Raw genomic sequence first — 21,413 nt, forward strand, 5'->3', positions numbered from 1 at the left:
CCGGCCCGGCAGCCGGCTCCGGCCCCCACGAGAAACGCGGGGCGCGACACCCCCCACGGTGTCGCGCCCCGCCCCCTTTCCCAAGGGTCCCCGGGTCAGGCGGTCTCGGTCGCCGGCTCGGGCAGCGCGCCGGAGCGTGCCGCGCGCCCGTACCAGAGGGCGCTCGACTTCGGGGTGCGCTCCAGCGAGGAGTAGTCGACGTACACCGCGCCGAACCGCTTGCCGTAGCCGTAGGCCCACTCGAAGTTGTCCATCAGGGACCACAGGTAGTAGCCGCGGACGTCGGCGCCGTCCGTGATCGCCCGGCGGACGGCCGACAGGTGGCCGTGCAGGTAGGCGATCCGCTCGGGGTCGTGGACGCGGCCGTCCGGGTCGGGCTTGTCGTCGTAGGCCGCGCCGTTCTCGGTGATGTAGAGCGGCAGCCCCGGGGCCTCCCGGGTGTAGCGCATGATCAGGTCGTGCAGGCCGGTCGGGTCGATGGTCCAGCCCATCTCGGTGCGCTCGCCCGGCGTCTGGTGGAACGCCACGTCGTCCGCGCCCGGCCACGGCGAGTGCTCGCTGGCCCCGTGACCGTCGGCCCGCGGCCCCTTCGCCGACGGGTCGGCCGCGGAGACCAGGGTCGGCGTGTAGTAGTTGAGGCCCAGCGCGTCCAGCGGCTGGTTGATGATCGCCAGGTCGCCGTCCTGGACGTACGACCAGTCGGTGACCGACGCCGTCGCCGCGAAGAGGGTCTCCGGGTAGGCGCCGTGCAGCATCGGGCCGTGGAAGACCCCGTTGGCCAGGTCGTCGATCTTCCGCGCCGCCGCCAGGTCCGCCGGGTCCTGCGAGACCGTGCGGATGACGGAGGAGTTGAGGGAGGCGGCGACCGAGTTGCGGGCCGGCATCACCGAGCGCAGCGCGGTCGCGCCGAGGCCGTGCGCCAGGTTGAGGTGGTGCGCGGCGCGCAGGGTCGCCGCCGGTTCGGTGCGGCCCGGGGCGTGCACACCGGAGCCGTAGCCGAGGAAGGCGCTGCACCACGGCTCGTTGAGGGTGATCCACTGCTCGACCCGGTCGCCCAGGGCCTCGCCGACGATCTGCGCGTACTCGGCGAAGCGGTAGGCGATGTCGCGCTCCGGCCAGCCGCCCGCGTCCTCCAGCTCCTGCGGCAGGTCCCAGTGGTAGAGGGTGACGGCCGGCTTGATGCCGTGCGCGAGCAGCTCGTCCACCAGCCGGCGGTAGAAGTCCAGGCCGACCTGGACGGCGGGGCCGCGGCCGGTGGGCTGCACCCGGGACCAGGAGATGGAGAAGCGGTACGCGGTGAGGCCCAGCTCCGCCATCAGGGCCACGTCCTCGCGGAAGCGGTGGTAGTGGTCGACAGCGATGTCACCGGTGTCGCCGCCGGCCGTCCTGCCCGGCGTATGGCTGAAGGTGTCCCAGATCGACGGGGTCCGGCCGCCCTCGCGGACCGCGCCCTCGATCTGGTAGGCGGAGGTGGCCGCGCCCCAGAGGAAGGCCGGGGGGAAGGAATCGGGGGTAGCCGGGGTCGCCGGGGGCACCGGATTGACGGGCTCAGGCATGGAAGCGCTCCCATTGGGGTCGTGGAGACCGACGTAGGAAAAGGTGAGGGAGAGGGGGAAGTGAAGAGGGGCCGAGGCTGCGGTGACCCGGCCCCCTGGGAGAAACGGGCGTCAGCCCTTGACCGCGCCCTGCATGATGCCGCCCACGATCTGCTTGCCGAAGATCGCGAAGACCAGCAGCAGCGGCAGCGTGCCGAGCAGCGCGCCCGCCATGATCAGGGACTGGTCGGGGGTGTAACCGCGGCCCAGGCCCGCCACGGCGACCTGCACCGTGGGATTGCCGGTCTGGGTCAGCACCAGGAACGGCCACAGGAAGTCGTTCCAGGTCTGCACGAACATCAGCATGCCCAGCACGGCCATCGCGGGCCGCGCCGCCGGGAACACCACGTGCCACACCACACGCCAGCTGCTCGCGCCGTCCATCCGGGCGGCCTCGATGATCTCGTCCGGCAGCGCCTGGATCAGGTACTGCCGCATGAAGAACACGCCGAACGCGCTCACCAGCGACGGGAAGATCACCGCCTGGAGCTGATCGGTCCAGTCGAGCTTGGCGACCATCATGTACAGCGGGATCACGCTGAGCTGCGGCGGCACCATCATCGTGCCGACGACGATCAGCATCAGGGCGTTGCGGCCCTTGAAGCGCAGCTTGGCGAAGGCGAAGCCGGCGATCGTCGACAGGAAGACGATGGTGACCGCGGAGATCCCGGCCACGATGGTGGTGTTGAGGAACGCCTCGCCCAGGTTGGCGTCGGTCCAGGCCAGTTCGAGGTTGTCGAAGAGGTTGGCGCCGAACCAGAGCGGCGGCGGGGTCTCGGCCAGCCGGTTGTTGTCGCGGGAGGCGGCGATCGCCGTCCACACCAGCGGGAACAGCGAGCCGATGGTGAACAGGGCGAGGATCACGTACGCGACCGGGCCGGCGTGCATCTGCCCGCCCGCGCGCGCGGACCGGGGCCGGCGCGAGCGCTTCGGCTGCTCCTCGATGTCCGGATCCGGCTCAGTCAGTGTCGTCGTCACGGCCGGTTCTCCTAACTACTGGCGCGCAGCCGGCGCGAGATGACGTAGTTGACGATCCCGATCAGGATGAGAATCAGGAACATCGTCCAGGCGATGGCGGAGGCCCGGCCGAGGTGCTGGTTGACCCAGCCCTGCTCGTACAGGTACAGGCCGAGCGTCTGGAACTGGTGCTGGGACCCGCCCGAGGCGCCCTTGTTCGCGTCGAACAGCAGCGGCTCGCCGAACAGCTGCGAGGCGCCGATCGTCGAGACGACCGTGGTGAACAGGATGGTCGGCCGCAGCGACGGCAGCGTCACATGGAAGAACTGCTGCCAGCGGTTGGCGCCGTCGAGCGCCGCCGACTCGTACAGGTCCTGCGGGATCGCCTGCATCGCCGCCAGATAGATCAGCGCGTTGTAGCCGGTCCATCGCCAGATCACGATCGTCGACACGGCGACCTGGGAGGCCCAGGTCTCGTTCTGCCAGTCGATGTTGTCGATGCCGACCATGCCCAGCGCCCAGTTGATCATGCCGTAGTCACGGCCGAAGAGCAGCACGAAGACCAGCGAGGCGGCGGCGATCGAGGTCGCGTACGGCGCGAGCATCACGACCCGGTAGAAGGTCGAGGCGCGCAGCTTGTAGTTCAGGATGTGGGCGATGCCCATCGCCATCAGCAGCTGCGGGACGGTGGAGATGATGCCGATGGTGAGGGTGTTCTGCGCCGCGTTCCAGAAGAACTCGTCGTCGAAGATCCGGGTGTAGTTGCGCAGCCCGACCCAGTTCATGTCGGTGGGCGCGGTCAGCTCCACCTGGTGCAGCGAGGCCCAGCCCGTGTAGATCAGCGGGAACAGGCCGAAGGCCACGAACAGCAGGAAGAACGGGGAGACGAACGCGTACGGGCTCCAGCGGACGTCCCGCTGCCAGCGGCGGGACAGCCGGGTCCGTCGGCGCTGCTCCTTCCCGTCGGACGCGGGGGCGCCGGCCGGGCGGCCCGGGGCCGCGCCCCCCTCCTTGGAGGGGGCCGCGGCGGCGGTGTCGTGCCCAGTGGTCATACGGGTCACTGGTCCAGGTTGTTGTCGATGGTCTTCACGGCCGTCTCCCAGGCCTCCTCGGGCGACTTGCCCTGGGTGACGAGGATGACGCCGTTGTCGGTGAGGCCCTGCTGGATGATCTGGTCCTTCGGGCCGATCACCTGGACGGGGGCGTTCTTGGCGGCCTCGGCGAAGATCTCGCCGATCGGGGCGTCACCGGTCATCTCGTTCTTGGCGCCGGTGACCTCGGGCATCGTGTACGCGGCCGGGGTGCTCGGGAAGCCGCCCTGCACCTTGAACAGCTTGGCCTGCTGCTCGGGCGCGGTCAGCCAGGCGGCCAGCTTGGCGGCCTCCTCGGTGTTCTTGCCGGACTTGGGCACGGCGAGGAAGGAGCCGCCCCAGTTGCCGGACCTGGGCGCCTGGGCGACGTCCCACTTGCCCTTGGACTCCGGCTTCGACTTGCCCTTGATGGTGCCGAGCATCCACGGCGGGCAGGAGACCGCGGCGAACTTGCTGTTGGCGATGGTCTGGTCCCAGGCGGGCTGGAACTGGGTCTGGTTGCCGAGGATCCCGTCCTCGGCGGCGGCCGCGGTGAGGTCGAAGGCGTCCTTGACGGCCGGGTTGGACTTGTAGATGACCTTGCCGGAGGAGTCGTAGAACCGCTCGGTCTCACTGCTGAGGATCGCGTTGATCAGACCGCCGGGGGAGTCCATGAAGTAGGTGCCCTTGGGCGCGTTCTTCTGGTAGTCGCGGCCGACGTCGACGAGCTTCTTCCAGTCGCCCGCCCAGAGCTTGCCGACCTCCTCGCGGTCGGTGGGCAGTCCGGCCTTCTCGAAGAGGTCGGTGCGGTAGCAGATGGCCATCGGGCCGACGTCGGTGCCGAGGCCGATCGTCTGGCCGTCCTGGGTGGTGGCCTGCTGCCACTTCGGCTTGAGGAAGTCGCTTTCCTTGCCGTACTTCGACAGGTCGAGCAGCTTGGCGGACTGGGTCGCCACGACCTCGGCGATGTTGCCGACCTCGACGGCCTGGATGTCCATCAGGCCGCTGTTGGTGGTGAGGTGGTTGACCAGCGCGGGGTAGTAGTTCTCGTTCCGCTCGGTGACGTTCTCCTTGATGGTGATGTCGGGGTTGAGTTTCATGTACTCGTCGTAGAGACCGGCTTCCTTGAAGCCCATCGTCCCGAAGAGTCCCAGCGTGATCGTCGTCTTGCCGCCGCCGTCGCCGCCGTTCGACTGGCCCGACTCGTTTTCGCCGTCGTCGGCACAGCCGGCCAGCAGCCCGGCGCCCAGCGACGCGACGGCCGCGAGGACGACCGCCTTGCGGCGGGTACGGGTAGATGCTCGCATTGGGTCCTCCAGTTGCCCTGACGTGCCGACCCCCCGGCCAGAAATACTTGGTTGGTCCCGTGGTGCGTGGTGCTGCGTGGGTGTCCCGTGGTGCTGTGTGACGCTGCGGCTCGGGCGGGGAACGTGCGGGTTGTGTATGTGCCAGGTAGTGTGGGAGCGCTCCCATCGGTGATGTGTTGAAGGTTCGTGGGTTCGAGCGGGGGTGTCAAGGGAGCGGACGCGGAGAACTGCGTTCAGTTATCGGCCTGTTAACTGGAATCCGGGAACCGGGATCACCCCCGGTCCGTCGGCGCCAGATGGCCGGGGCACTGTTACATTCCAGGCCAACGGGTGTACGACGGGAGGGCGAAGCCCATGGCAAGCCACGGAGCGCGGGGCCGCAGCGGCGGCCGGCCGACCTTGGAAGAGGTCGCCGCACGCGCCGGAGTCGGGCGGGGCACGGTCTCCCGGGTGATCAACGGCTCGCCGCGGGTCAGCGACGCGACCCGCGCCGCCGTCGAGGCGGCCGTCGCGGAACTCGGCTACGTCCCGAACACGGCGGCCCGCGCCCTCGCCGCCAACCGCACCGACGCGATCGCGCTGGTCGTCCCGGAACCGGAGACGCGGTTCTTCGCGGAGCCGTACTTCTCGGACATGCTGCGCGGTGTGGGCGCGGAGCTGAGCGAGACGGAGATGCAGCTCCTGCTGATCTTCGCGGGCAGCGACCGCGAGCGTCAGCGGCTCGCCCAGTACCTCGCCGCGCACCGCGTCGACGGCGTCCTGCTGGTCTCCGTGCACGCCGACGACCCGCTCCCGGACCTCCTCGCCCAGCTGGAGATCCCCGCGGTGATCAGCGGTCCCCGCTCGGCCGCGGAGACCCTGCCGTCGGTGGACTCCGACAACTACGGCGGCGCCCGCTCGGCCGTCGAACACCTGCTGTCCCGCGGCCGCCGCCGGGTCGCGCACATCACCGGCCGCCTCGACGTCTACGGCGCCCAGCGCCGCGTCGACGGCTACCGGGACGCGCTCGCCGACGCCGGCCACCGGGCCGACGAAGGGCTCATCGAGGCCGGCGACTTCACCGAGGAGGGCGGCCGCCGCGCGATGGCCGCCCTGCTGGCCCGTCACCCCGACCTCGACGCGGTCTTCGCGGCGTCCGACGTCACCGCGGCGGGCGCCCGGCACGCCCTGCGCGAGGCCGGCCGCCACATCCCCGACGACGTGGCCCTCGTCGGCTACGACGACTCCGCGATCGCCCGGCACCTGGACCCGCCCCTGACCAGCGTCCGCCAGCCCATCGAGGAAATGGGCCGCCGCATGATCGACCTCCTCCTCACCGAGATCGCGGACCGCCGCCCGGCGGCGTCGCGGGGGCTGGAGCGCAGGCAGATGGTGCTGGCCACGGAGCTGGTGGAGCGGGCGTCGTCATAGCGGAGGGGCGGATCCCGTTCCGTCTCCGCCGCGGGGCGGAGACGCGCTGCCGCAGCGGACGATGTGCGGCCGCCCCGCCCGGAGCCAGCATGTCCGCATGACGACAGCGACCGCCCCCGCGCCGGCGCCCCTGTGGGCCCGCCGCGCCGCCCACGCCATCGCCCTGTGCGCGCTCCCGTCCGGTCTGTGGCGCATCGCCATGGCGTCCGGGATATATGTCGGCTACAGCGACCGGGTCCTGCGCGACGTCTTCGGCATCCCGGGCTGGGGCGTCGCCTACGTCGTCGGCCTCTCCGTGCTCGCCGAGCTGGCCGCCCTGGCACCGCTGCTGCTCGTCAGCGACCGGTGGCGTCCGCTGCGCCCCCGGACGCTGGGCACCGTGGCCTGGATCACCTCGGGCGTCCTGGTCCTGGTGGCGCTGTGGCAGCTGGTGATCGCGTTCACCGTCGAGAGCCGGACGTACATGTCGAGCGGTACGGCACAGACGGTCTGGGCCCTGGCGTTCGCCCCCCTGTGCGCCATCCCGTTCCTGATGACGGCGCTGAGCTGGTCGTACACGAGGCGGCACCGGACGGGACCCCACCGGCCGAACGCAATCAGCCGGTGACTCTCTTCCGAGAGCCACCGGCTGATTACTCAGGGTGAGTGACGGGACTCGAACCCGCGGCATCCTGGACCACAACCAGGTGCTCTACCAGCTGAGCTACACCCACCATGACCGGCGATGGACTTTGTCGTTTCCCCGACCGGCCGAGAAAAAGTGTACAGGGTCCGAAGGGGTGCTCGCGCACGTGTTTCGCGGCGCCCCTTCCGGCGGGCTTCCGGCGGGCTTCGTCAGGCCTGCTGAGCGGGCAGGACGTGCTTGGCGGCGATCGCCTTCGCGGTGTCCGAGTCGGGGCCGGGCTGCGGCACGAAGACGGCCTCGCGGTAGTAGCGCAGCTCGGCGATGGATTCGCGGATGTCGGCGAGGGCCCGGTGGTTGCCGTTCTTCTCCGGGCTGTTGAAGTAGGCCCGGGGGTACCAGCGGCGGGCCAGCTCCTTGATCGAGGAGACGTCGACGATCCGGTAGTGGAGATAGTCCTCCAGCGTCGGCATGTCGCGGAGCAGGAAGCCCCGGTCCGTGCCGACCGAGTTGCCGCACAGCGGGGCCTTGCCGGGCTCCTTGACGTGTTCGCGTACGTACGCCAGGACCTGTTCCTCCGCGTCCGCCAGCGTCGTGCCGTTCGGCAGTTCCGCGAGCAGACCGGACGCGGTGTGCATCTGACGCACCACCTCCGGCATCGTCTCCAGCGCCTGGTCCGGCGGACGGATGACGATGTCCACGCCCTCGCCGAGCACGTTCAGCTCGGAGTCGGTGACGAGGGCGGCCACCTCGATGAGAGCGTCGTCGGACAGCGAGAGGCCGGTCATCTCGCAGTCGATCCACACCATGCGATCGTTCATGCGTCCACATTACGGCCGACGGCCGCGCGCGGATCCCCCGCGTCGGCGCCTTGCGCGGGCGGAGAACGCCGCGGGGCCACGAGGAAGGCTCCTCGTGGCCCCGCGGTGCGATCACACGGTCACGTTCCGCTGCGCTGTCCCGGGAGACTGGCGCGCGACGCCACATAGGCGTCCCGGTGGTCCCGGTGGTCCCGGTGGTCCCGGTGGTCCAGGGAACCCGCGCCGACGGCGCTCGCGGCCGCCGTGCGGCGGGCCTGGAGCGGGACCGGGTGGTCCTGGTGGTGCGCGGCCGCGTGCCCGGGGTGGCCGGGCTGACCGGCGCCCGGCTGCCCGGGACCCATGCCGAGGGCGCCGTGGCTCGGGGCCGGCGTGGCCTCGACGTCGGCCGGCTTGTCACCCTGCGGCCGGCGGGCCCGGTACGCGGCCCGGTACGCCGCCGGGGACGAGCCGAGCTGACGGCGGAAGTGGCCGCGCAGCGCGACGGGGGAGCGGAAGCCGCAGCGGCCCGCCACCTCGTCCACCGAGTAGTCCGACGTCTCCAGGAGGCGCTGCGCCTGGAGCACCCGCTGGGTGATCAGCCACTGCAGCGGGGCGCTGCCGGTCAGCGAGCGGAACCGGCGGTCGAACGTACGCCGGCTCATGTACGCCCGTGCCGCGAGCGTCTCCACGTCGAACTGCTCGTGGAGGTGCTCCAGTGCCCAGGCGACGACCTCGGCGAGCGGGTCGGCGCCGATCTCCTCCGGTAAAGAGCGGTCCAGGTAGCGTTCCTGGCCTCCGCTCCGGCGCGGCGGCACCACCAGGCGGCGGGCCAGCGCGCCGGCCGCCTCGTTGCCGTGGTCGGTGCGCACGATGTGCAGGCACAGGTCGATGCCGGCCGCGGTGCCCGCCGACGTCAGTACGTCTCCGTCGTCGACGAAGAGTTCGCGCGGATCCACGTGCACCGACGGATAGCGTTTCGCCAGCGTCGGCGCGTACATCCAGTGTGTGGTCGCGGGACGGCCGTCCAGCAGGCCCGCCGCCGCGAGGACGAAGGCGCCGGTGCACAGCCCGACGATGCGGGCGCCTTCCTCGTGCGCCCGGCGCAGTGCGTCGAGCGCTTCCTCGGGTGGTGGCGAGGTGATCGACCGCCAGGCCGGCACGACGACCGTGCCCGCCCGCGAGATCGCCTCCAGGCCATGAGGTGCGGTGAGTTCCAGGCCCCCTGTGGTCCGCAGGGGGCCTTCCTCGCCCGCGCACACCAGCAGCCGGTAGCGCGGCACTCCGGCGTCCTGGCGGTCGATGCCGAACACCGACAGCGGTATGGAACTCTCGAAGATGGGGCCGCCGCTGAACAGCAGTACCGCGACGACCTCCTTGCGGCGTCGCCCGGAGAGCTTCCGGGCCGCGGCGTCCGGCGTGGCAGTGGAGTCGTGGCTCATCCTGCTAAGCCCCCCTCGGTGGTCGCGGCTCCTCGGTTGTGTCGCTCCTGCACGTTTCCCCTCGGTCCTGCACGAGTCCCCCGCCGTAAAGACAGTCAAGATCGAATCTACTGCGTCACGCCGAGCCCCAATGGCCGGTTCGCACCGGGCTCATTGTCGACTTGGCAACTTGGCGTAAAGCATTCGATCACGAAGCGTTGCACTCACGGGCCGCGCAGGGAAGTGCGCCTCGTCGCAGTGGCCAAACCGCGTAGGGTGTGCGAGCCGCCGGAGACCCTTTCCATGCAGGTCAAACGGGGGGTGGAGGGTGTTCCGGACAGGGGATGCGCGACATCCAGAAGTTGGCTGAAAAGATGCGGGCGCGTGCGCGAAAACCGGTCAGCCGACCGGTGTATTTCCCCGCCCGCCGGAACGCCCGCCGCGATGCGCCCCGGTGCCCGTCCGCTGGTGCCTGCCGCGGTGCGGAGTGCCCTCCTCGGCGAGCAGCCGGGCCGCCCCGCGCTCCGACTGGCGCAGCAGCAGCCGGCACACGGCCGTGACCGCCCCGAGACCGAGCGCGGTGCCCGCCGCGCCGGCGAGCGAGGCGCCGAACCAGAGGAGGACCACCGGGACGATGACACAGCTGAAGGCCGCCCAGCGGACGATCTCGGTGGCGCCGTCCGGCCCGGACCGTGAGGACATGGTGGTGTGTGCTCCCTGTGGCACTGTGACGCCGTGTCGCTGTGACGCGGCGGCGCTGTGCGGGTCGTTGCGGCTGTTGCAGGGGGTTCAACGGCGGTTCGGCCGGTCGGTCACCTTGACATGGCCTGAATCCTGCGCAAACCGCCTGTACGGGGCAGCAACCATTGCGTTACGGGCGCACCCTCGTGCATGCTCCGGGGAACCGCCACGGACGGTGCGCGGGATCTGGGCGAAGGAGGCGTGCCGCCGTACCCTTGGGGGTATGGGGTTGGGAAGATGATTCCCGGACACAGCCCGCCTGCCGCACAGTGTCGTCCCACCCAATAAGGATCACAACGCCGAGACAGCCATGGCCGGTCACGAATTCTTCGAACCCGCGGACCGCAAGCGGCCCGTCGCCGATCCCACGGCGGCCGAGCCCCTGGCGGCCGAAGAGCCACGCCATGCGTGCGACCCCGCCTTCAAGCACGGGGTCGTCGTCGGCTTCGACGGCTCCACGTCCAGTGAGCGCGCCCTCGCGTACGCGATCGGCATGGCCCACCGTTCCCGTTCGGGCCTGATCATCGTCCATGTGGCCAACCGGCTTCCGACGACGGTGTGGGCGGGCTGCGAGCCGCCGGTCTTCGTGGATGTGCCGGACCACCGCACCGAGGTGCTGGGGCTGGAACTGGCCTGCGCGGACTATCTGTCCGAGGTGCCCTGGATCCTGGTCGAGCGCGGCGGCGACATCTGCCACGAACTCGAGGAGGTCGGGCGGGAGTACGAGGCGGACGCCATCGTCGTCGGCTCCACGCACGGCATCGTCGGCCGGATCTTCGGCTCGGTCGCCGGGCGGCTCGCGAAGCGGGCGAAGCGCCCGGTCATCGTGATTCCCTGACGTGATTCCGTAACTTGCCTCCATTCCGGGTGACATGGGCCGTGGGTACGGCCAACTCCCTTTGTGCGACGGGTGAATCTACTCACGCGTAGATGTGTTTGTGCTCTTGTGAAGGGCATATACCGGTCACCGCACAACTGCACATGCATGAAGGGAGCCCGCCGTGGACAACGACGTCTCTGCGGGAAGCACCACCACGATCGTCGGCCGACTCGCCCTCGGGATCACCCTCCTCGCCGTCGGTGTCGGGCACACCGGCGTGATCGACGGCGTGACGGCCTCCGACGCCGCCACCGTGGCCCAGTACGTGGGCGGGATCGCCCTCTTCCTCACCGGCCTGCTGGCCTTCCGCGACCATGACGCCGGCAACGGCACCGCCTTCACCGTGCTCGGGGCGCTCTGGTTCACCTGGGCCGTCTCCGGTGACGTCTCCGCCAACGCGGCGGGGCTGTTCCTGCTGCTGTTCGCCCTCGTGGTGCTGTCGCTCACGCTGGCCGGCGGGGACCAGCTCGGGCAGGTGTCGTACGGGCTGTTCTTCGTGGCCCTGCTGCTTCTCGCGGTCGCCGCTTTCGCCGGCAGCGGCGGACTGGGCAAGGCCGGGGGCTGGTTCGCCGTGGCGGCGGGGGCCGTCGCCTGGTACGCGGGGACGGCGGCGCCGGCCCACTGGCCGACCTCGTTGTCGCGGCGCGCGGCGGGCCGGGGGGTGACGGCCACCGGCTAGCCGCCGATGCCGGGGACCGGGGCTGCCCCGGCACATGAAACGGACCCCCCGTGTCCGGTGGCGACACGTGGGGGTCCGTCCTTTGTCCGTCGTTCGTCCGGCCTTCGAAGGCCTGCTACTCGACCGTCACCGACTTCGCGAGGTTCCGCGGCTTGTCGATGTCCCGGCCCAGGGCCAGAGCCGTGTGGTACGCGAGGAGCTGGAGCGGGATGCCCATGAGCATCGGGTCCAGCTCGTCCTCGTTCTTCGGGACGACGATGGTCTGGTCGGCCTTCTCCTGCTCCTGGTGGGCGACCGCGAGGATCTTGCCGCTGCGGGCCTTGATCTCCTCCATCGCGGCGCGGTTCTTCTCCAGCAGGTCGTCGTCGGGGACGATCGCGACGGTGGGGAGGGCCGGCTCGATGAGGGCCAGCGGGCCGTGCTTCAGCTCGGACGCCGGGTAGGCCTCGGCGTGGATGTAGGAGACCTCCTTGAGCTTCAGGGAGGCCTCGCGGGCCACCGGGTAGCCCCGGACGCGGCCGATGAAGAGCATCGAGCGGGCGTCGGCGTAGGCCTTGGCCAGCTTCTCGATCTCCGCTTCCTGCTCCAGCATCTCGGCGATCTGGCCGGGCAGCTTGCGCAGGCCCTCGATGATCCGCTTGCCGTCGCGCACGGAGAGGTCGCGGGTGCGGCCGAGGTGCAGGGCGAGCAGGGCGAAGGAGACGCAGGTGTTGGTGAAGCACTTGGTCGAGACGACGCAGACCTCGGGGCCGGCGTGCACGTAGATGCCGCCGTCGGCCTCGCGGGCGATCGCGGAGCCCACGACGTTGACAATGCCCAGGACCCGGGCGCCCTTGCGCTTCAGCTCCTGCACCGCGGCCAGCACGTCGTACGTCTCACCGGACTGGGAGACGGCGATGTACAGGGTGTCGGGGTCGACGACCGCGTTGCGGTAGCGGAACTCGGAGGCCGGCTCGGCGTCGGCGGGGATGCGGGCCAGCTCCTCGATCATCTGGGCGCCGATCATGCCCGCGTGGTACGAGGTGCCGCAGCCGAGGATCTTCACCCGGCGGATCCGGCGCGCCTCACGGGCGTCCAGGTTGAGGCCGCCGAGGTGCACGGTGGAGAAGCGGTCGTCGATCCGGCCGCGCAGCACGCGGTCCACGGCCTCGGCCTGCTCGTGGATCTCCTTGTGCATGTAGGTGTCGTGGCCGCCCATGTCGTAGGAGGCGGCCTCCCACTCGACGGTGGTGGGCTCGGCCGTCGTACGGGTGCCCTCCGTCGTGTAGGTGCGGAAGTCGTCGGCCTTCAGCGTGGCCATCTCGCCGTCGTCGAGGGTCACTATCTGCCGGGTGTGGGTGACCAGCGCGGCGATGTCCGAGGCGACGAACATCTCCTTCTCGCCGATGCCGAGGACGACCGGGGAGCCGTTGCGGGCGACGACGATGCGGTCCGGGAAGTCGGCGTGCAGGACGGCGATGCCGTAGGTGCCCTCGATCAGGCGCACGGTCTCGCGGACCTTGTCCTCCAGCTTCTCGGCCTGCGAGCGGGCGATCAGGTGGACGAGGACCTCGGTGTCGGTCTCGGAGAGGAACTCGACGCCGTCCGCCTCCAGCTTGCGGCGCAGGTCGGCGGCGTTGTCGATGATGCCGTTGTGGACGACGGCGACCTTGCCCTCGGCGTCCAGGTGCGGGTGGGCGTTCACGTCGGAGGGGGCGCCGTGGGTGGCCCAGCGGGTGTGGGCGATGCCGGTGGTGCCCTTGAAGCGCGCCGGGACCTTGGCCTCCAGGTCACGGACCCGGCCCTTGGCCTTGACCATCTTCAGGCCCGAGGCCTTGGGGGAGGTCACGACGATGCCCGCCGAGTCGTAGCCCCGGTACTCCAGGCGCTGGAGCCCTTCGAGGAGCAGCGGCGCCACGTCACGCTTGCCGATGTATCCGACGATTCCGCACATATAAAGGTGTTCCTAGCCGTAGATCTAGCCGTAGACGATCCGCCGCAGCTGCCGGAGCGTGAGCTCCGGCGGGGCCACCGCGCGATATTTGAGATCCGCCTCGATCCGCTCGAAGATCGTCGCGTTGACCAGGCCCTGGGCCTGGAGCTCGCGGTGGCGGCGACGGACGTATTCCTCGGTCGTCTCGTCGAAGAAGGCGAGCACGTCCTGGACCACGCGCAGCGCCTCGCCCCGGCTGAGGGGCGTGGACCGCGTCAGATGATCAACAAGTTCGTCGTGCACCCGGTAGATCCTGGAGTAAGGGGCTGGGTTTTGCAAGAATCCTGCCCGATTGCGGGCAGGACCCTGTGTGTAGGCCGTGTACGCCCTTATTGCATCCGCTTCAGGACCGCCTGCTTGGCCATCGTGAACTCCTCGTCCGTGAGGACCCCGGAGCGGTGCAGCTCGCCCAGCTCCCGCAGCCGGCGCAGCAGGGCGTCGTGGTCGTCCTCGGCGGCGGGCGCGGGCGTCGCCTCAGGCTGCCGCGGCGGGGCGGGGGCGGCGTCCGGTGCCGACGGGTGCGGCAGACGGGCCTGGACGGCCGCCGCGACCAGGGCCATCAGCGGGTCCTTCTTGAAGCCCCACAGCTCGACGGAGTTCGGGTCGTACTTGGGCGGCGCCTTGGTCGGGGCGTTCCTCACGGTGAAGCGGAGGTGGCCGTTCTCCAGGCCGACCGCCGGATACCACTCCACGGCCGTGATGTCGCCGACCGCCAGGGTGCGGGTGCCGGCGGCGGCCTTGGCGTCCTCCGTCTTCCAGTTCCACTCCAGCCGGACCCGGTCGCCGTCGAAGCTCGCGCTGCCGTCCCCGGCGGCGGCCGACAGCGGGACGGCCGGGCCCGGCAGCAGGTACTCGGTGGCCGGTTCCGCGGGCACCCGGTCCAGCAGCAGGGCGTTGCGCACCTCGTCCACGAAGTACTCGGCGACGCCGTACCGGCCCGGCTCGACGACCAGCTGGTACGGGTCGTGAGGTTCCGTCAGCCGCCCGCCGGTCGCCTGGATCAGCGGGTCGGCGCCGTCGCGCAGTCTGAGGCGCAGGCGCCCGGACTTCTTGCCCTGCTCGAACGATATGCCCGCCAGCGCGCCCAGGGGGACGACGAGTTCACCGAGCGTCCGGCGCAGCAGGCCGACGCTCTTGTCGCGTCCGGGAGTCAGCCGCAGGGCGTCGCCGTCGAAGGTCCAAGTGCCGTCCTTTTGAAGGATTTCCGCCATGCGGGGATTGTTTCACTCGTTCTGCGGGAGAGTGGTCTACACCCCTTGTGGTCTATACCCATCCGAAGGGAGCACGTGTGAGACGGCACAGACTGCACCTTCTCGGTTCGCTGCTGCTGGTCGCGGCGGCCGGCGTCCTCACCTCCGGCGCGGCACCCCGGCCCGCGCCCGGCCCCGCCGAGGCGAGGCCCCTCGGCCAGGTCGTCCCGGCCCCCGCCTCGGTCGCCCCGGGCGGATCCCCGTACCGCATCACCGACGGCACCCGCATCCGCGTCGACGGCACACGGGAGGCCCGCCGGGTCGGCGACTACCTCGCGGACGTCCTGCGGCCCTCCACCGGCTACCCGCTGCCCGTCACCGACCGGGGCGCGGGCGGCATCCGGCTCCGGCTCGCCAAGGGCCCGTACGGCGCCGAGGGTTACCGCCTCGACAGCGGCCGCACCGGCGTCACCATCACCGCCGCCGAGCCCGCCGGGCTCTTCCACGGCGTCCAGACCCTGCGTCAGCTGCTGCCCGCCGCGGTCGAGAAGGACACCGTGCAGCCCGGACCCTGGCTGGTCGCGGGCGGCACCATCCGGGACACCCCGCGCTATGCCTGGCGCGGCGCCATGCTCGACGTGTCGCGGCACTTCTTCACCGTCGCCGAAGTCAAGCGGTACATCGACCAGCTGGCCCTCTACAAGCTGAACAAGCTCCATCTGCACCTCAGCGACGACCAGGGCTGGCGGATCGCCGTCGACTCCTGGCCGCGCCTCGCCACCCACGGCGGCTCCACCGAGGTCGGCGGCGGTCCCGGCGGCCACTACACGAAGGCGGACTACACGGAGATCGTCCGCTACGCGGCCTCCCGGCACCTGGAGGTCGTCCCCGAGACAGACATGCCGGGCCACACCAACGCGGCCCTCGCCTCGTACGCCGAACTCAACTGCGACGGCGTGGCACCCCCGCTGTACACCGGCACCGACGTGGGCTTCAGCTCGCTGTGCGTCGGCAAGGAGGTCACCTACGACTTCGTGGAGGACGTCGTCCGCGAGCTGGCCGCCCTCACCCCCGGCCGCTACCTCCACATCGGCGGCGACGAGGCGCACTCCACCAGCCACGCGGACTACGTGCGGTTCATGGACCGGGTGCAGCCGGTCGTCGCCGAGTACGGCAAGACCGTCGTCGGCTGGCACCAGCTGACCGGCGCCACCCCGGCCGCCGGCGCGCTCGCCCAGTACTGGGGCCTGGACGGCACCGGCGCCGAGGAGAAGGCGCAGGTGGCGAAGGCGGCACAGAGCGGGACGGGGATCGTCCTGTCCCCGGCCGACCGGGTCTACCTCGACATGAAGTACGACAGGAACACCCCGCTGGGACTGTCCTGGGCCGGATACGTCGACGTCCGGCGGTCCTACGACTGGGACCCCGGCGCCTATCTGCCGGACACGCCCGCCTCCGCGATCCGCGGGGTGGAGGCGCCGCTGTGGACGGAGACGCTCGAGAACTCCGCGCACATCGAGTACATGGCGTTCCCGAGGCTGCCCGGCGTCGCCGAGCTGGGCTGGTCGCCGGCCGCCACGCACGACTGGGAGGCGTACCGGACGCGGCTCGCGGCGCAGGGGCCGCGCTGGGACGCGCTCGGCATCGGCTACCACCGGTCGCCGCAGGTGCCGTGGCCCGCTGAGTGAGCCGAGCGGAACGCCGACGGGCACCCCGGAGGACCGTCTCCGGGGTGCCCGCCTGGTCAGGGGGTCAGAACCCGGCGATCGGGTTCCTCAGGGTGCCGACGAGCTGGAGCGCGCCGGACGGGTCCGCGAGATCGACCATCTGCCTGTTGTTGCGCAGCTGGAGCCGGTTGAGGCAGGACAGCGCGAACTCCGGGGCGAACATGTCGTACTGCCGGAACTTGTCGGCGAGTTCGGGCATCGACTCCTGGTACTCGCGGGTGACCTCGGCGACCGTGCGCCAGAAGTCGTCCTCCTCCAGAACTCCCTCGGAGGCGAGGCCCGCGGCGAGGAAGCGGAAGAAGCAGTCGAAGACGTCCGTGAAGACGGACAGCAGCTTCTTGTCCTCGGGGACCTCGGCGCGGATCCGCTGGACCTCCGGCGGCAGCACCGCGTCCGGGTCCATGACGCAGATCTCCTCGGCGATGTCCTTGTAGATCGCGCGTTCGACCACGCCGTCCTTCAGGACCAGGATCACGTTCTCGCCGTGCGGCATGTAGACCAGGTCGTAGGCGTAGAAGCTGTGCAGCAGCGGGGTGTAGTAGGCCCGCAGATAGCGGCGCAGCCACTCCGCCGGGGCCAGGCCCGAGCGGGCGATCAGCGCGCCCGCGAAGGAGGCGCCCGCGTGGTCGACGTGCAGCAGCGAGGCCATGGTCGCCAGGGACTCGCCGTCCCGCAGCGACGGCACCGGGCTCTCCCGCCACAGCGCGGCGAGCATCTTGCGGTACGGCGAGTAGCGGTCGGTGGCCTTCTCGTACTCCAGGTGCCGGTAGCCGACCGCCGCCCGCTCCCGGATGATCGTCAGGCCCGTCGCCTTCAGCACCGGGTCGCCCTCGATCAGCTGGGCCAGCCAGTCGTTGATCGCCGGGGTGGCCTCCATGTAGGCGGCCGACAGCCCGCGCATGAAGCCCATGTTGATGACGGACAGCGCCGTCTTCACGTAGTGCTTCTCGGGGTGGCTGGTGTTGAAGAACGTCCGGATGGACTGCTGGGCCAGGTACTCGTCGTCGCCCTCGCCCAGGCACACCAGGTGCTGCCGGGCCACCTCGGCGGCGAAGGTGACGGAGAGCTTGTTCCACCACTGCCAGGGGTGGACGGGGATGAACAGGTAGTCGGCCGGGTCCAGGCCGCGCTCGCGCAGCACGCCGTGGAAGCGGTCGACGGTCTCCTCGCCCAGCTCCTGCCGGACGAAGGACTCGTAGTCGATGCCCACACCCGCCGTGAACGCGGCGCGCGAGCGGTGCGCGGCCAGCCAGACCAGGCGGACGGGGCTCGCGGTCTCCGGCGCGTACGACAGGTACTCGTGGATGCCGAAGCCGAGCCGGCCGTTGTTGGCGACGAAGCAGGGGTGGCCCTCGGTCATCCCCGTCTCGATGGCCTGGAAGCCGCCGGCCGCCAGTTCCGCGGCGGTGATCCGCGGCTTGGTGAGCTTGTAGCAGGTGCCGGAGAGGGTGGAGGAGATCTCCTCCAGGTAGACCGGCAGGATCTCGTCGCTCAGGCCGAGGGAGTCCTTCAGCTCGATGAAGAAGTCCAGGGCGGCGAGCGGGAGCTCTTTGCCGTCGCGGTGCCGGGATATGGAGTCCGCGTCGATCTGCCAGTGGTCCAGGGTGCGGACGGCCGCGGTGAAGCGGTAGCCGGTCAGACCGTCGTCGCTGCGGACGACGTAGACGTCGCCGTCCCGCTCGGGCGTGATCAGCCGCTCGTGCGCGAACTCGGCGAGAGCCTTGCGTATCAGGAGACGGTTGGCCTGCTCCCAGCGCTCGGGGGAGAGATGGGCCACGGAGTCGGCGAGGCTCATGCGGACACCCCCGTCGCGGCCAGGAACTGCGCCCGGGTGCAGAAGCTCAGCAGCGCCTTCTTCTCCGGCTTCTGGATCTCCCGCTCCGGGACGAAGCCGACGGCCGCGTTCAGGGCGTGCACGGCCTTGTTGCGGACGTCCGGTTCGACGACCACGCGTTCGGTCGCCGGGTCCTCGAAGAGGTGCGCCATGACGGCGGTGATGACGGACTTGGTGAAGCCGTGCACCGGCTTGTCCGTGGGCGGGGTGAGGAAGTGCATGCCGACGTCCCCGGGCCGGGCCTCGTACAGGCCGACCAGTTCCCGGTGGGCGGGGTCGTACTTCTCCATGAGGAAGGCAGGCTCGCCGTCCTGGAGGCCGAGCAGCGCGTGATGGTGCTCGTCGGCGGCTATCTCCATGTAGGCGCGCTCGACGTCCTCCAGTTTCGCGTCCTGCATCATCCAGAACGCGGCCTTGGGGTGGGTGACCCAGCCGTGCAGGAGCTCGGCGTCCTTCAGCGGGTCGAGGGTGCGGAACGTGAAGGTCATACCGAGAACTCCTGGAACGCGATCGTCTTCTCCACCGGGTAGTACTCGGTGCCGAGCAGCTCCCGGATGATGTAGCTGTTGCGGTAGGCGCCCATGCCCAGGTCGGGGCTGGTGATGCTGTGGGTGTGGACGCCGGCGTTCTGCAGGAAGACGCCTCTGCCGGTGACGTCGATCGCGTAGTTGCGGCCGACGTCGAAGCTGCCCTGGGAGTCGCGGACCAGGCGGTCGCCGATCGGCTTCAGGAACTCGGGCTCGACGTACTTGTAGCCGGTGGCCAGGATCAGGCCGTCGGAGCTGAGCTGGAAGTCCTTCTCCTGCTCCTCCTGGCGGAAGCCCAGGGTGTACGTGCCGTTCTCGTAGGACGCGCTGGTCAGTGCCGAGTTGGTGAGCAGCCGGGTGGGGACCGGGCCGCCGAGGTTCTTCTGGTAGAGCAGGTCGAAGATCTCGTTGATCAGGTCGCCGTCGATGCCCTTGAACAGGCCCTTCTGCTGGGCGGTCAGGCGGTAGCGGGTCTGCTCCGGCAGGGCGCGGAAGTAGTCGATGTACTCCGGGGAGGTCATCTCCAGCGTGAGCTTGGTGTACTCCAGCGGGAAGAACCGCGGGGAGCGGGTGACCCAGTTCAGCCGGTAGCCGTGGACGTCGATCTCGCCGAGGAGGTCGTAGTAGATCTCGGCGGCGGACTGGCCGCTGCCGACCAGCGTGATCGACTTCTTCTTCTGCAGCTCCGCCTTGCTCTGCACATAGCGGGAGTTGTGGATGAAGTCGCCGCCCAGGCCCCGGCAGGGCTCCGGGACGTACGGCGGGGTGCCGGTGCCGAGCACGAGGTGGCGGGCGCGGTACGTCTCACCGGCCGCGGTCGTCACGGCGTACAGCTCGTCCGTCTCGTCGTACGTCACCTCGGTGACGGTCGTGCCGAAGCGGATGCTGCTCAGCTTGTTCGCGGCCCAGCGGCAGTAGTCGTCGTACTCGACGCGGAGCGGGTAGAAGTTCTCGCGTATGTAGAACGAGTAGAGGCGGCCCTTCTCCTTCAGGTAGTTCAGGAAGGAGTACGGCGACGTCGGGTCCGCCAGGGTGACCAGGTCCGACATGAACGGCGTCTGGAGGTGGGCGCCTTCGAGGAACATGCCGGCATGCCACTCGAAGTCGGGCTTGGACTCCAGGAAGACGCCGTCGAGTTCGTCGATCGGCTCGGTGAGACAGGCGAGGCCGAGGTTGAAGGGCCCGAGTCCGATTCCCACGAAGTCGTAGGTCTTGGTGGCGGATTCAGGAAGCGCGGTCAAGGGAGTCTCCCAGGTACTGCTCGGCGTGGCCGGCGATCAGGTCGAGGACGGCGGCGATGTCGGACACCATCGTCTCAGGGTTGAGCAGGGTGAACTTGAGGTAGTGGCGGCCGCCCACCTTGGTGCCCGCGACGATGGCCTCGCCGGAGGCGAACAGGGCCTTGCGGGCGTAGAGGTTGGCGCGGTCGATCTCCGCGGGGTCGGTGACGGCGGCCGGGATGTAGCGGAAGACCAGGGTGGACAGCGACGGCTCGACGACGACGTCGTAGCGCGGGTCGGCGGCCAGCAGCCGCCAGCCCTCCTGCGCCAGGTCGCAGACCTCGTCGAAGAGCTGCCCGATGCCGTCGGCGCCCATGACGCGCAGGGTGACCCAGAGCTTGAGGGCGTCGAAGCGGCGGGTGGTCTGGAGGGACTTGTCCACCTGGTTGGGGATACGTTCCTGCACCATCCGGCGCGGGTTCAGGTACTCCGCGTGGTAGGTGGCGTGGCGCAGCGTCGACGCGTCCCGCACCAGCACGGCGGACGAGCTCACCGGCTGGAAGAAGGACTTGTGGTAGTCGACGGTGACCGAGTCGGCCCGCTCGATGCCGTCCAGCAGCGCGCGGCGCTTGAGGGAGGTGAGCAGTCCGCAGCCGTAGGCCGCGTCGACGTGCATCCAGGTGCCGTACTGCGCGCACAGCTCGGCGATCTCGGGGAGCGGGTCGATCGAGCCGAAGTCGGTGGTGCCGGCGGTGGCGACGACGGCCATGGGGACGAGGCCGTCCTTCGCGCAGCGCTCCAGCTCGTGGGCGAGCGCGACGGTCTGCATCCGCTTGTCGTGGTCGACGGGGATCGACACGACGGCGTCCTGGCCGAGGCCGAGCAGTTTCGCCGACTTCTTCACGCTGAAGTGGCTGACCTCGGAGGCGAAGACGCGCAGTTTGCCGAGGTCCTCGGTCTTGGCCTCCTCGCGGGCCAGCAGCAGCGCCTGGAGGTTGGACTGGCTGCCGCCGGAGGTGAACACGCCGTCGGCGTTCTCGCCGAGGCCGATGCGGGCGGCGGTCCAGTCGACGAGTTTGCGCTCGATGAGGGTGCCGCCGGCCGACTGGTCCCAGGTGTCCAGGGAGGAGTTGACGGCGGACAGGATCGCCTCGCCGAGCACGGCCGGGATGACGACGGGGCAGTTGAGGTGGGCGAGGTAGCGGGGGTGGTGGAAGTAGATCGCGTCCCGGAGGTAGACGTCCTCCAGCTCGTCGAGGACCGCCGTGGTGTCGTGCAGCGGCTGGTCGAGGTCGATCCGCTCGATGGCGGGAGCCAGGGCGTCGACCGTGACGCCGGTGAACGGGCGCCGGGTGGTGGCGAGTTTGGCGGCCACCCGCTCGACTCCTTCGGTCACGGAGCGGCGGTACTGCTCCGCGGTCGTGTCATTGAGCAGGTGCGAGCGCATGTGGGGGTCCTCCGGTG

General features: G+C 70.2%; 19 protein-coding genes and 1 tRNA gene. 5 read left to right on the forward strand and 15 right to left on the reverse strand.

The window, feature by feature from the left end:
- Positions 1 to 95 precede the first annotated feature (95 nt).
- The 4 genes from AMK31_RS01060 to AMK31_RS01075 all read right to left on the reverse strand — a co-directional run bounded on the left by AMK31_RS01060 (position 96) and on the right by AMK31_RS01075 (position 4,929).
- Entirely contained in the window at positions 96 to 1,556 is a 1,461-nt protein-coding gene (locus AMK31_RS01060) for a GH1 family beta-glucosidase (protein ID WP_073938340.1), read from the reverse strand.
- Positions 1,557 to 1,667: 111 nt separating this feature from the next.
- Positions 1,668 to 2,573, reverse strand: a complete 906-nt coding sequence (locus AMK31_RS01065; RefSeq protein ID WP_073938341.1) for a carbohydrate ABC transporter permease — start codon at positions 2,571 to 2,573, stop codon at positions 1,668 to 1,670.
- Between the two features lie 11 nt (positions 2,574 to 2,584).
- Positions 2,585 to 3,604: a carbohydrate ABC transporter permease gene (locus tag AMK31_RS01070; protein ID WP_073938342.1), complete on the reverse strand. Its 1,020-nt coding sequence runs from the start codon at positions 3,602 to 3,604 to the stop codon at positions 2,585 to 2,587.
- A 5-nt stretch (positions 3,605 to 3,609) separates the two neighbouring features.
- A complete protein-coding gene (locus tag AMK31_RS01075) occupies positions 3,610 to 4,929 on the reverse strand; it encodes an ABC transporter substrate-binding protein (RefSeq protein ID WP_073938343.1) in 1,320 nt (439 codons plus the stop codon).
- Between the two features lie 354 nt (positions 4,930 to 5,283).
- Here AMK31_RS01075 and AMK31_RS01080 point away from each other — a divergent pair, with 354 nt between their 5' ends.
- Both AMK31_RS01080 and AMK31_RS01085 read left to right on the forward strand, forming a co-directional pair.
- On the forward strand, positions 5,284 to 6,339 hold the full coding sequence (locus tag AMK31_RS01080) for a LacI family DNA-binding transcriptional regulator (protein WP_073938344.1): 1,056 nt from the start codon (positions 5,284 to 5,286) through the stop codon (positions 6,337 to 6,339).
- A gap of 97 nt (positions 6,340 to 6,436) precedes the next feature.
- A complete protein-coding gene (locus AMK31_RS01085) occupies positions 6,437 to 6,946 on the forward strand; it encodes a hypothetical protein (protein WP_198948393.1) in 510 nt (169 codons plus the stop codon).
- Between the two features lie 33 nt (positions 6,947 to 6,979).
- Here the strand turns inward: AMK31_RS01085 and AMK31_RS01090 are convergent.
- From AMK31_RS01090 to AMK31_RS01105, 4 genes are all read right to left on the reverse strand, one after another.
- Positions 6,980 to 7,052, reverse strand: a tRNA-His gene (locus AMK31_RS01090).
- Between the two features lie 121 nt (positions 7,053 to 7,173).
- A complete protein-coding gene (gene orn / locus AMK31_RS01095; RefSeq protein ID WP_073938346.1) occupies positions 7,174 to 7,782 on the reverse strand; it encodes an oligoribonuclease in 609 nt (202 codons plus the stop codon).
- 119 nt (positions 7,783 to 7,901) lie between these two features.
- Positions 7,902 to 9,200 carry a helix-turn-helix domain-containing protein gene (locus AMK31_RS01100; RefSeq protein ID WP_073938347.1) on the reverse strand — a complete coding sequence of 433 codons (1,299 nt, stop codon included), beginning with the start codon at positions 9,198 to 9,200 and terminating at the stop codon, positions 7,902 to 7,904.
- Positions 9,201 to 9,578: 378 nt separating this feature from the next.
- Positions 9,579 to 9,881 (reverse strand): hypothetical protein, encoded by a 303-nt coding sequence (locus tag AMK31_RS01105; RefSeq protein ID WP_073938348.1) that lies wholly within the window; start codon positions 9,879 to 9,881, stop codon positions 9,579 to 9,581.
- A gap of 349 nt (positions 9,882 to 10,230) precedes the next feature.
- Between AMK31_RS01105 and AMK31_RS01110 the strand changes: the two genes are divergently transcribed.
- Both AMK31_RS01110 and AMK31_RS01115 read left to right on the forward strand, forming a co-directional pair.
- The gene (locus AMK31_RS01110; protein WP_073938349.1) at positions 10,231 to 10,758 is read left to right on the forward strand and encodes a universal stress protein; all 528 of its coding nucleotides are present in this window, start codon (positions 10,231 to 10,233) and stop codon (positions 10,756 to 10,758) included.
- Positions 10,759 to 10,921: 163 nt separating this feature from the next.
- On the forward strand, positions 10,922 to 11,479 hold the full coding sequence (locus tag AMK31_RS01115) for a GPR1/FUN34/YaaH family transporter (RefSeq protein WP_073938350.1): 558 nt from the start codon (positions 10,922 to 10,924) through the stop codon (positions 11,477 to 11,479).
- A gap of 115 nt (positions 11,480 to 11,594) precedes the next feature.
- On the opposite strand, the gene glmS is transcribed toward AMK31_RS01115, so the two are convergent.
- The 3 genes from glmS to AMK31_RS01130 form a co-directional block, all read right to left on the reverse strand.
- Positions 11,595 to 13,412 carry a glutamine--fructose-6-phosphate transaminase (isomerizing) gene (glmS, locus tag AMK31_RS01120; protein WP_073938351.1) on the reverse strand — a complete coding sequence of 606 codons (1,818 nt, stop codon included), beginning with the start codon at positions 13,410 to 13,412 and terminating at the stop codon, positions 11,595 to 11,597.
- A 24-nt stretch (positions 13,413 to 13,436) separates the two neighbouring features.
- The gene (locus tag AMK31_RS01125) at positions 13,437 to 13,694 is read right to left on the reverse strand and encodes a hypothetical protein (protein WP_073938352.1); all 258 of its coding nucleotides are present in this window, start codon (positions 13,692 to 13,694) and stop codon (positions 13,437 to 13,439) included.
- Between the two features lie 86 nt (positions 13,695 to 13,780).
- Positions 13,781 to 14,662 (reverse strand): DUF4429 domain-containing protein, encoded by an 882-nt coding sequence (locus tag AMK31_RS01130; RefSeq protein ID WP_073938353.1) that lies wholly within the window; start codon positions 14,660 to 14,662, stop codon positions 13,781 to 13,783.
- Between the two features lie 77 nt (positions 14,663 to 14,739).
- On the opposite strand from AMK31_RS01130, the gene AMK31_RS01135 reads away from it, so the two are divergent.
- Positions 14,740 to 16,329 (forward strand): beta-N-acetylhexosaminidase, encoded by a 1,590-nt coding sequence (locus tag AMK31_RS01135; protein ID WP_073938354.1) that lies wholly within the window; start codon positions 14,740 to 14,742, stop codon positions 16,327 to 16,329.
- Between the two features lie 64 nt (positions 16,330 to 16,393).
- Here the strand turns inward: AMK31_RS01135 and AMK31_RS01140 are convergent, their stop codons facing one another.
- From AMK31_RS01140 to desA, 4 genes are read right to left on the reverse strand one after another with little or no spacing between them, the layout of a single operon-like run.
- Positions 16,394 to 18,163, reverse strand: a complete 1,770-nt coding sequence (locus AMK31_RS01140; protein WP_073938355.1) for an IucA/IucC family protein — start codon at positions 18,161 to 18,163, stop codon at positions 16,394 to 16,396.
- Positions 18,160 to 18,690 carry a GNAT family N-acetyltransferase gene (locus AMK31_RS01145; RefSeq protein ID WP_073938356.1) on the reverse strand — a complete coding sequence of 177 codons (531 nt, stop codon included), beginning with the start codon at positions 18,688 to 18,690 and terminating at the stop codon, positions 18,160 to 18,162. Before AMK31_RS01145 ends, AMK31_RS01140 begins: the two co-directional genes overlap by 4 nt.
- Positions 18,687 to 19,970, reverse strand: coding sequence for a lysine N(6)-hydroxylase/L-ornithine N(5)-oxygenase family protein (locus AMK31_RS01150; RefSeq protein ID WP_073938357.1), 1,284 nt, complete (start codon positions 19,968 to 19,970; stop codon positions 18,687 to 18,689). The genes AMK31_RS01145 and AMK31_RS01150 overlap by 4 nt, the downstream gene beginning before the upstream one ends.
- Positions 19,954 to 21,396 (reverse strand): lysine decarboxylase DesA, encoded by a 1,443-nt coding sequence (gene desA / locus AMK31_RS01155; RefSeq protein WP_073938358.1) that lies wholly within the window; start codon positions 21,394 to 21,396, stop codon positions 19,954 to 19,956. Before desA ends, AMK31_RS01150 begins: the two co-directional genes overlap by 17 nt.
- Positions 21,397 to 21,413 lie beyond the last annotated feature (17 nt).

Source organism: Streptomyces sp. TSRI0107 (assembly GCF_001905845.1).
GTDB lineage: Bacteria > Actinomycetota > Actinomycetes > Streptomycetales > Streptomycetaceae > Streptomyces.